Origin of the sequence: Streptomyces lomondensis, assembly GCF_014651035.1 — a bacterium.
Taxonomy (GTDB): Bacteria; Actinomycetota; Actinomycetes; order Streptomycetales; family Streptomycetaceae; genus Streptomyces; species Streptomyces lomondensis.
Window position 1 is genome coordinate 127,797 of sequence record NZ_BMWC01000017.1, and the last position, 10,194, is coordinate 137,990.

A 10,194-nucleotide genomic window follows, 5' to 3' on the forward strand; every position below is an offset into this window, starting at 1 on the left:
TTCCGGGCACCCGCCCGCCTATGCTGAGCTCCTCCCGGGCGGGTCAGGACCGCCGACACCGACATCGAGGATTCACCCGCCATGACACCGAGCGTCACCGACGGCCCCGTCCCCAAGGGCCGCAGCAGGCGCAACTTCGCGGGGACGCGGCCGGTGATGGCCGACGTGGCCCGGCTGGCCGGCGTGTCCAAGCAGACCGTCTCCCGGGTGCTCAACGACCACCCGGCCGTCCGCCCCGAGACGCGCGAGGCGGTCCTGGACGCCATGCGCACGCTCGGCTACCGGCCCAGCCGCAGCGCGCGCTCACTGGCCAGCGGCCGGACGCGGATGCTCGGCGTCCTCTCCTTCGACGCCGCCCGGTACGGGCCCGCCTCCATCCTGACCGCGATCAACACCGCGGCCCAGGACGCCGGTTACCTGGTCAGCTCCATCGCCCTGGACACGGCCGACCACGCCACCGTCGTCGAGGCCGTGAACCGGCTGTCGGCCGAGGGCGCGGACGGCGTCATCGCGATCGCCCCACAGCAGTGGGTGGGCCGGGCCCTGGCGGAGACCGACCTCGGCACTCCCCTGGTGGTGCTGGAGAACGCCCTCGACGACGCCACACCGCTGGTCACCGGTGACTCCCGCACCGGCGCCCGCAAGGCCACCGAGCACCTCCTCGGCCTCGGGCACGCCACCGTCTGGCACATCGCCGGCCCGACCGGCTGGACCTCCGCCGAACACCGGCTGGAGAGCTGGCAGGCGACGCTCCAGGCGGCCGGTGCCGACATCCCGGCGCCTCTCGTCGGCGACTGGGACGCCGACTCCGGCTACGAGCTGGGCCGCCGGCTGGCCCGGCGCCCGGAGGTGACGGCGGTCTTCGCCTCCAACGACCAGATGGCCCTGGGCCTGCTGCACGCCCTGCACGAGTCGGGGCGTGCAGTCCCCGGGGACGTCAGTGTCGTCGGCTACGACGACATCCCCGAGGCGGCGCATCTGCTGCCCCCGCTGACCACCGTCCGTGCCGACTTCGCCGAGATCGGCACGCGGTCCCTGCGCCTGCTCCTGGACCGCATCGACGGTCCCGGTGAGCGGCCCGGCGTCGACACGCTCGTCCCCGTGGACCTCGTGGTGCGGGCCAGCAGCGGCCCGCCACCGGAGCGCTGACGGGACTCAGCCGGTGCCCTCGGCGGCGGCCCGCCGCCAGGCCGTCTCCCGCAGCAGCCGCAGGCCGTTCAGGCCGACGAGGACCGTGGAGCCCTCGTGGCCCGCGACGCCCAGCGGCAGCGGCAGGTGCCCGGCCAGGTCCCAGACGACGAGGCCGGTGATGAACACTCCGGCGATGACGAGGTTCTGGACGACCAGGCTGCGGGCGCGGCGGGAGAGGGCGACGGTGGTGGGGACCGCCGCGAGCTCGTCGCGCACGATCACGGCGTCGGCGGTCTCCAGGGCGAGGTCGGAGCCCGCCCGGCCCATGGCGACCCCGGTGTGGGCGGCGGCCAGGGCGGGTGCGTCGTTGACGCCGTCCCCGACGACCAGCACCTTGCGGCCCGCGCTCTCCATCTCCTGGACGGCGGCCATCTTGTCCTGCGGCAGCAGCCCGGCGCGGACGTCGGTGATGCCCGCCTCGGCGGCGAGGTGCGCGGCGGCGCGGGGGTTGTCGCCGGTGAGGAGGGTAGGGGCGGTGCCGGTGAGCGTGGTGAGCGCGGCGACGGTGGCGGCGGCGTCCGGGCGCAGCCGGTCGGCGATGCCGAGCAGTCCGGCGGGGGCACCGTCGACGACGACCAGGACGGCGGTGCGGCCGGACTCCTCCAGTTCCGCCGCGGCCCCGGCGACCGCACCGCCGGTGTCGTCCAGCAGCCGGGCCGGTGCGCCGACCGCGACCGCACGGCCGTCGACGACGGCGGTCACGCCGACACCGGGCGCGGAGGTGAAGTCCCGCGCGTCCGGCAGGTCGAGGCCGCGCTCGCGGGCGGCGTCCACGACCGCCCGGGCCAGCGGGTGCTCGCTGGGCCGCTCGGCGGCTGCCGCCAGGGTCAGCAACTCCCTTTCGTCCAGGGCGGATCCGGGCAGCGGCCGGACGTCGGTGACGCGCGGGCTGCCTTCGGTCAGGGTGCCGGTCTTGTCCAGCGCGACCGCGTCCACCTGGCCGAGCCGCTCCATCACCACGGCGGACTTCACCAGCACGCCGTGCCGTCCGGCGTTGGCGATGGCCGACAGCAGGGGCGGCATGGTGGCCAGCACGACCGCGCACGGAGAGGCCACGATCATGAACGTCATGGCGCGCAGCAGCGCGTCGGTGAGCTGCTCGCCGAAGGCGAGCGGCACCAGGAAGACGGCCAGGGTCGCCGCCACCATGCCCAGCGAGTAGCGCTGTTCGACCTTCTCGATGAAGAGCTGGGTGGGCGCCTTGGTCTCGGAGGCCTCCTCCACCATGCGGACGATGCGGGCGATCACCGAGTCGGAGGCGTCGCGCTCGACGCGGATCCGCAGCGCGCCGGTGCCATTGAGGGTGCCCGCGAAGACCTCGTCGCCCTGCTCCTTGGCCACGGGGAGCGGCTCGCCGGTGATGGTCGCCTGGTCGACCTCGCTCGTCCCGTCCAGCACCCGTCCGTCGGCGCCGACGCGCTCTCCGGGGCGTACCAGGACGGTGTCGCCGACGGCCAGCTCCTCCACGGGCACGGTCTGTTCGCCGCCGTCCGGGGTGAGCCGGGTGGCGGTGGCGGGGGCCAGGTCGAGCAGGCCGCGGACGGAGTCGGCGGTGCGGGCGGTGGCCAGCGCCTCCAGGGCGCCGGAGGTGGCGAAGATGACGATGAGCAGGGCACCGTCCATGACCTGCCCGATGGAGGCCGCGCCCAGGGCGGCGACGACCATCAGCAGGTCGACGTCGAGGGTGCGTTCCTTCAGCGCCTTCAGGCCTTCCCAGCCCGGCTCCCAGCCGCCCGTGGCGTAGGACAGCGCGTACAGCGGGCCCCACGTCCAGGCGGGGGCGCCGGTCAGCTGGAGGGGCAGCGCGAGCAGGAAGAAGGTGGTGGCCGCCGCGGCCCAGCGCGCCTCGGGGAGCGCGAGGACACGGGTACGCCGCCGGGGTACGGCTCCGGTGCGGGCGGGCTGCGCCCGGTCGACCGGCCGCGGCGTGAGCGTGGAGGTCATCAGGGGTCCTTCAGGCGGGGACGCGTGGACTCCTCACCATACAGGAACACATGAAGACTGATTCATGTCTTCATTCCGACGCCGTGGGCCCTCGCGCGGCCGGTCGCGCAAGGGCCCACGGGATCAGCGCAGCTTGTCCTTCGCCTTGTAGTAGGCGCCGCCGAACGGCAGGAACCAGGGGGTGCCGTTGTAGAAGGGGACCGGGACCTTCGGGAAGCCGAGGCCGCGCAGCGGGTTGGCCTCCGGGCGGCCGTCCATCATCTCGGCGACCGCGCGACCCATGTAGGTGGCCATCTGGACCCCGTGCCCGCAGTAACCCATGGAGTAGTACAGGCCGTTCGCCTCGCCCGCGTGCGGCAGGCGGTCCCAGGAGAAGCCGACCATGCCGCCCCACACGTAGTCGATCCGCACCCCGGCGAGCTGCGGGAAGATCTCGGTCATCTCCCGCTTCAGGATGCCGCCGCTCTTGACGTCGGAGGCTGGGTCGGACGGGGCGAAGCGGGCCCGGCCGCCGAAGGCGAGGCGGTTGTCCGGGGTGAGGCGGATGTAGTGGCCGATGTTCTTGGAGTCGACCACCAGGCGGCCGTTGGGGATCAGCGCCTTGGCGCGTGCCTCGCCGAGCGGCTCGGTGACGATGATGAAGCTGCCCACGTTGATGAGCCGCTTGCGGAACCACGGCAGCGCCTTGTCGGTGTAGGCGTCGGTCGCGGCCATGACCTGCTTGGCACGGATCGCGCCGTGGAGGGTCTCGACCAGGAAGCCGCCGCCGGGCAGGCGGGTGAGGCCGGTGGCCGCGTTCCGCTCGTGGATCTGCGCACCGGCCCGTTCGGCGGCCTCCGCGAGGCCGTGCACGAACTTGCCGACGTGCAGGGCGGCGCTCAGCGGATCGAGCAGGGCGCCGTGGTAGTAGTCCGAGCCCAGCTCCGACTTCAGCTCGGCGCGGGTCAGCAGCTGGGTCTCGTGGCCGAAGTTGTCGGCCAGGTCGCGCTGGGTGGCCCGCATCGACTCGAAGTGCTGCGGCTTGAAGGCCACTCCGAGCCGGCCGGCCCGGTGGAAGTCACAGTCGATCTCTTCCGTCCGCGTGATCTCCTCGACCACGTCGACCGCCTCGCGGAAGGAGTCGTACAGCTCGCGGGCACGCTCCTGGCCGTAGCGCTTGCGGGCCTCGCCGGGGCTGATGGTGAGGCCCTGGGTGCACATGCTGCCGTTGCGGCCGGAGGCGCCCGAGCCGACCTTGTCCTTCTCGACGAGGACGACCCGGGCTCCCTTGCGGGCGGTGTGGTAGGCGGTGGACAGGCCGGTGAGGCCGCCGCCGATGACCACCACGTCCGCCTCGTCGGGCAGGTCCTTCCCGGAACGGTCGGGCAGCGCGGGAGCGGTGTCGAGCCAGTACGGGATCTGCTTCATGGCGTACGTCCTCACATCCGTCCGGGGGTTCAGCAGCCGAGCAGCTTCGGCAGGCCCGACAGGTCGGGCAACTCGTCGTAGGGCTGGTAGTCGGCGCTGCCGGGGCGGCCGAAGCGGTTGATCCACACCCGGCGCTTCAGGCCGAGGTCGCGCGTCGGGATGTGGTCGTACTCCCAGCCCTGGGCGGTGTGGATGACCTGGGACGGCTCGACGCCCATGGTCTTGAAGGCGTGCTCGAAGGTCTGCCGGTCCGGCTTGTAGGCGCCGGCCTGCTGGGCGGTGATGACGTAGTCGAACTCCACGCCGATGTTCTCCACGTTCCGCGCGATCAAGTTGTCGTCGGTGTTGGAGATGATGGCGATCTCGTACCTGGTCTTCAGGGCGCGCAGGGCCTCCGGGACCTCCGGGAAGGGGCCGAAGGTGGGGACGGCCTCGACCAGGGCGTCGCCGTCGGACTCGCGGTACTCCAGGCCGTGCAGGCGCATGGCGTTGCGCAGGCTGGAGTGCAGGATCTCGTGGTACGGGCGGTAGGCCTCCAGGACGGCCTGGAAGCGCATGACGCGGAAGTCGTCGAGGAACTCGTCGACGTCCAGGTTGTCCAGGTCCAGTCGGCCTGAGTCGGCGAGGACCTTGAGGGTGGTGGGGCCGAGTTGGAAGTCGACCAGGGTGCCGTACGCGTCGAAGGTGACGATCTCTCGCATGGTGTTCAGCCTCGATTTCCGGATTTCACAAGGAGGTTCAGAAGGAGGTTCGGAAGGGGGTTCAGACGATTCGTTCGCCGGGGGTGACGATCGCGTCCAGGGCGGCCAGGTCGGCCGCGTCGGGGATCCAGTCGGCCGCCGCCGCGTTGGCGGTGACCTGCTCGGGGGTCATGGCGCCGCAGATCACGGATCCGACGGCGGGGAGCGCGGCCAGTCCGCCGACGGCGACCTGGAGGAGGGTGAGTCCGCGCTCGGCGGCGTACGCGGTCAGCGCCTCCACTCGGTCCAGGGCCGCGTCCGTCAGCCAGCCCTGCCGCCAGGACAGCCGGCTGCCGGGCGGGGGCGCCTCGCCGCGCCGGTACTTGCCGCTGAGCAGGCCGTTGGCCAGCGGGTAGTACGGCAGGAGTCCCATGCCGTGGCGCAGGCAGGCGGGGATCAGGTCGGCCTCCACGCCGCGGTCGAGCAGGTGGTAGCGGGCCTGGGTGGACACGAAGGCGTCCGTGAGCTGCTCGGCCGGGAGGTTGGAGCAGCCGATGTACCGGATCTTGCCCTCGGCCACCAGCTCCTGGAGCGCGGCGATCGTCTCCTGAAGCGGGGTGACGCCGTCCGGCTCGTGGTACTGGTACAGGTCGATCCGGTCGGTGCCGAGCCGGCGCAGGGAGGCCTCGACGGCGTACCGGATGTAGGGGCGGGCGCCGCGCGGGCCGTGGAGGTCCGCCTCGGGGCCCATCTCCATGCCGAACTTGGTGGCGAGGACGACGTCGTCGCGGCGGCCCTTGAGGGCGGCGCCGAGGAGCCGTTCGCCGTCGCCGCGAGAGCCGCCGCTCTCGCCGAACCCGCCGTACATGTCGGCCGTGTCGAACAGGGTGATCCCGGCGTCGAGGGCGGCGTGGACGACGGCCTTGGTGCCCTCCTCGTCCAGGCGGGAGCCGAAGTTGTTGCCGCCGACGCCGACGACGGAGACGGTCGGGCCGCGTTCGCCCAGCGTGCGATACCTCATGACCGGTCTCCGAATCCGATGCAGACGTTCTTCGTCTGCGTGTAGCTCGCCAGCGCTTCGAGGCCCTTCTCCCGGCCCCAGCCGCTGTGCTTGTAGCCGCCGAAGGGCAGCTCGACGCCGGTGCCGACGCCGGTGGCGTTGACGTAGACCTGTCCGGCCCGGATGCCCTCGGCCAGGCGCATCGCCTTGTCGATGTCGCGGGTCCAGACGTAGGAGGCCAGGCCGTACGGGCTGTCGTTGGCGATGTCCAGGGCCTCGTCGGCGTCGTCGAACTCGATGACGGTGACGACCGGGCCGAAGATCTCCTCGCGGGCGCACCGGGCCTGGTTGGTCAGGCCGGTGAGGACGGTCGGCTCGATGTAGTAGCCGTCGGCGAGTTCGGGCGCGGCCGGGGCGCCTCCCCCGGCCCGGGCCACGGCGCCTTCCTGCCGGGCCAGTTCGAGGTAGCCGAGCACCCGGTCGCGCTGCCGGGCGGCGACCAGCGGCCCGATGTCCGGGTCGGTGAGACCCGGTCCGACGCGCAGGCCCGCGATCTTCTCGACCAGCCGGTCGAGGAACTCCTCGGCTCCTCGCTGGAGCAGCAGCCGTGTCCCGGCCGAGCACATCTGCCCGGCGTTGCTGAACGACGCGCCCAGCACGGCCTTCAGCGCCAGGTCGAAGTCGGCGTCCGCGAAGACCACGAAGGGTGACTTGCCGCCCAGCTCGGTCACGGACGGCACGACGTTGGCGGCGGCCGCCTGGGCGACCTTGATGCCGGTCGGCACCGAGCCGGTGAAGGTGACCTGGTCGATGCCGGGGTGCCCGGCGAGGGCCGCGCCGGTCTCGCCGTCACCGGGTACGACGTTCAGCACGCCCGGCGGCAGCCCGCACTCCAGCGCGATACGGCCGATCTCCAGCGGGGTGAGCGGCGCCTCCGGGGAGGGCTTGAGTACCACCGTGCAGCCCGCGGCCAGTGCGGGGGCGGAGCCTCGCGCGGTGTTCTGGAGCGGGTAGTTGAACGGGATGATCTGGCCCGAGACGCCGATCGGCTCGCGGACGGTGTAGTCGATCAGACCGGGGCCGAGGGGGATCGTGGTGCCGCCGAGCTTGTCGGCGACGCCCGCGTAGAACTCGAAGTAGCGGGCGGCGGACTCGACATCGGCCTTCGCCTGGCTGAGCGGCTTGCCGACGTCCTGGCACTCCAGGCGCGCCAGCCACTCGCCCTCGCGCCGGATCGCCTCCGCGATGCGGTGGAGCAGCCTGCCCCGGTCGGCGGCGCGCATCCGGGCCCACTCGGGCGAGGTGAACGCCGCGCGCGCCGCCGCCACCGCCTGGTCCACGTCGGCCGGGCCGGCGTGGGAGACCTCGGCGAGGGCCGTGCCGTCCGACGGGTCGAGGACGGTGAAGCTCCGGCCGTCGGCGGCGGGAACCTGCTTGCCGTCGATCAGCAGCAGCTCGGTCAGCGGGAGTTCGCGGCTCATGGCTGGATCTCTCCCTGCACCTCACCGAAGATGACCACCTCGTCGCCGGGCCGCACGGTGCGGATCCGGCGCACCCAGAGCACGATGCCGTCCTGCGGGGCGCGGACCTCCTCCAGCGTGTTGCCGTAGTGGTCGACGATCTGGGCGATCAGGTCGCCTTCCTTGCAGGTCTCCCCCGGCTCGGCGTGGCCGAGGAAGAAGCCGCCCGCGGCGGACCGGGCGAAGGTGCCGGAGACGGTCGTGTAGCTGTCGCGCAGCTCCGCCTCGCCGTCGATCATGCCGAGCTGGCGCATGATGTTGCGGATCGAGTGGATGTGCAGGGCGACGTTCTGCTCGCGGTAGGTGCCGCCGCCCGCCTCGATGGTGACGGCGGGCTTGCCGGCCGCGAGGGTGGGGTGGCGGACCGTGCCGCCCCACTTGCCGCCCTTCCAGACCAGCTCGTGCCCGGCCGCGAGGGCGAGGTCGGTCGCCAGTTCCTCGTAGCCGCCCTGGAGGATGACGAGCGGGGCGATCTCGCCGAAGGTGCCGCCCGTGTGCAGGTCGACCAGGGCGTCGATGGCGGGCACGACCTGCTCGACGAAGGTGGCGGCCAGGCGCAGCGAGTACGATCCGTCCGCGTCACCCGGGAAGATCCGGTTGAGGTTCAGGTAGTCCAGGCCGCTGGTGCGGGCCGCCGCCTCGAAGGCGGGGGTGTTCATGCAGGGGATGCCGACGAGGGTGCCGCGCAGGCCGGCCGGGTCTACGGCGGCGAGGACGCGGCGGATGGCCTCCTGGCCGTCGTACTCGTCGCCGTGCACACCGGCGTCCACGCACAGGACCGGGCCGTCCTCGGTGCCGTTGACGACGATCAGCGGGATGCCGAGCTCCACGCCGTAGGTGCTGGTGCCGACCGGGATCAGACCCTGGGCGCGCTCACCGGGGGCGACGGTCAGGGAACCGATGGTGTACATGTCGTTCCTTTCAATACGCGAATGCGTGGATCACAGGCGGGCGGAGGCCTCGTCGAGGGTGTCCGCGATGATGTCGGCGATACGGTCCAGCAGTGCGCGGTCGCTGATCAGCGGGGGCGCGATCTGCACCAGCGGGGCGGCACGGTTGTAGACGCGGGCGAGCAGCCCGGCCTCGCGCAGCCGGCGCGGGATCATTTCGGCGACGAGCGCGGCGCGGGCGGTGTCGCTGAAGCCGCCGCCGTCGAGGTCGCCGACGAGTTCGAGGGCGTAGAAGAACCCGGCGCCGCGGACGTCACCCACGATCGGCAGCTCGCCCAGGGACGCCATGCGCTCGGCCAGGTGGCCCTGGTGGCCGCGGACGTTCTCCAGGATCCGGTCCCGCTGCATGATGTCGAGGCTGCGCAGGGCGATGGCCGCGCTCAGCGGGTGGCCGCTGAAGGTGTAGCCGTGGTTGAGGACCTCGCCGGGCTGGTTGATCACCTCGGCGACGCGGTCCGAGACCAGGGTCGCGCCCATCGGGGCGTAGCCGGCGGTGATGCCCTTGGCGACGGTGACGATGTCCGGGCGGGCGCCGTAACACTCGCCGCCGAACCATTCGCCGAGCCGTCCGAAGGCGGTGATGACCTCGTCGGCGACGAGCAGGAAGCCGTACTGGTCGGCCAGTCGGCGCAGCCCCTGCCAGTAGCCCTCGGGCGGGGTGATGCAGCCGCCGCGGTTCTGCACCGGTTCCGCTATGAGCATCGCGATGCTCTCCGGTCCCGCGGCGAGGACCGTGGCCTCCACGTCGGCGAGCAGGTACTCGGTGAAGGCCGCCTCGTCGAGGGGCTGTTCCAGGGCGGTCCGGTTGGTGTTGGCGACGAAGTGGGTCTCCACGGCGGGCGGCCCGTACGGCTCGGTGAGGCCGGGATCGTCGGTGAAGGACAGCGCCCCGAGGGTGAGGCCGTGGTAGGCGCCGCGCCGGGCGAGGGCCTTGGTCCGGCCTCCTTCGCCGCGCAGGGTGTGGTACCTGCGGGCGATCTTCCAGGCGGTCTCCACCGCCTCGGCGCCGCCGCCGCTGAAGAAGACGTGCTCGATGCCGTCGGGGGCCAGGGCGGCGAGGCGCTCGGCGAGGGCAAGGCCGGTGGGGTGCGCGGAGTCCGACCACAGGGGGCTGTAGCAGAGTTCCCGCAGTTGCTTCTGGGCCGCTTCGGCGATCTCGTCGGCGTAGGAGTAGCCGATCTGGCAGCAGTACAGCCCGGACAGGCCGTCGATGTAGCGGTTGCCGGCCGCGTCGTCGACGTAGGGGCCCTCGCCGTGGCGCACGACGAAGAGGTCCTTGCCGGGCTTCGCGAGCGAGCCGTTGGCGGTCATGTTCAGCAGCAGGTGCCGCTGAGCGGTGGCGGTCATACGGCCTCACCTCCAGGGGCGGCGATCCCTGCCGTGTTCTCGACGGAGAGCAGGGAGTCCTGCCGTCCGGAGCCGAGCCAGCGGACCAGGGCCACGAGGGCGAGGGCGAGGATCGCGCCTGCGATGAGCAGGGCGCTGATCGCGGTCACGCTGGG

8 protein-coding genes are annotated in these 10,194 nt (G+C 72.5%); 1 reads left to right on the plus strand and 7 read right to left on the minus strand.

Annotated features, from left to right (window positions below; genetic code table 11):
- Nucleotides 1–81: 81 nt before the first annotated feature.
- The gene (locus tag IE255_RS36140; RefSeq protein WP_190054645.1) at nt 82–1,149 is read left to right on the plus strand and encodes a LacI family DNA-binding transcriptional regulator; all 1,068 of its coding nucleotides are present in this window, start codon (nt 82–84) and stop codon (nt 1,147–1,149) included.
- 6 nt (nt 1,150–1,155) lie between these two features.
- Here IE255_RS36140 and IE255_RS36145 read toward each other — a convergent pair whose 3' ends face one another.
- From IE255_RS36145 to IE255_RS36175, 7 genes are all read right to left on the minus strand, one after another.
- Nucleotides 1,156–3,135, minus strand: coding sequence for a heavy metal translocating P-type ATPase (locus IE255_RS36145; RefSeq protein WP_190054646.1), 1,980 nt, complete (start codon nt 3,133–3,135; stop codon nt 1,156–1,158).
- A 123-nt stretch (nt 3,136–3,258) separates the two neighbouring features.
- On the minus strand, nt 3,259–4,542 hold the full coding sequence (locus IE255_RS36150; RefSeq protein WP_190054647.1) for an NAD(P)/FAD-dependent oxidoreductase: 1,284 nt from the start codon (nt 4,540–4,542) through the stop codon (nt 3,259–3,261).
- A 29-nt stretch (nt 4,543–4,571) separates the two neighbouring features.
- Nucleotides 4,572–5,243 carry a haloacid dehalogenase type II gene (locus IE255_RS36155; RefSeq protein WP_190054648.1) on the minus strand — a complete coding sequence of 224 codons (672 nt, stop codon included), beginning with the start codon at nt 5,241–5,243 and terminating at the stop codon, nt 4,572–4,574.
- 61 nt (nt 5,244–5,304) lie between these two features.
- The gene (locus tag IE255_RS36160; RefSeq protein WP_190054649.1) at nt 5,305–6,243 is read right to left on the minus strand and encodes an aldo/keto reductase; all 939 of its coding nucleotides are present in this window, start codon (nt 6,241–6,243) and stop codon (nt 5,305–5,307) included.
- Nucleotides 6,240–7,703: an aldehyde dehydrogenase family protein gene (locus IE255_RS36165; RefSeq protein ID WP_190054650.1), complete on the minus strand. Its 1,464-nt coding sequence runs from the start codon at nt 7,701–7,703 to the stop codon at nt 6,240–6,242. Before IE255_RS36165 ends, IE255_RS36160 begins: the two co-directional genes overlap by 4 nt.
- Nucleotides 7,700–8,653 (minus strand): succinylglutamate desuccinylase/aspartoacylase family protein, encoded by a 954-nt coding sequence (locus IE255_RS36170; protein WP_190054651.1) that lies wholly within the window; start codon nt 8,651–8,653, stop codon nt 7,700–7,702. Before IE255_RS36170 ends, IE255_RS36165 begins: the two co-directional genes overlap by 4 nt.
- A gap of 30 nt (nt 8,654–8,683) precedes the next feature.
- A complete protein-coding gene (locus IE255_RS36175) occupies nt 8,684–10,039 on the minus strand; it encodes an aminotransferase class III-fold pyridoxal phosphate-dependent enzyme (RefSeq protein ID WP_190054652.1) in 1,356 nt (451 codons plus the stop codon).
- Between the last annotated feature and the right edge of the window lie 155 nt (nt 10,040–10,194).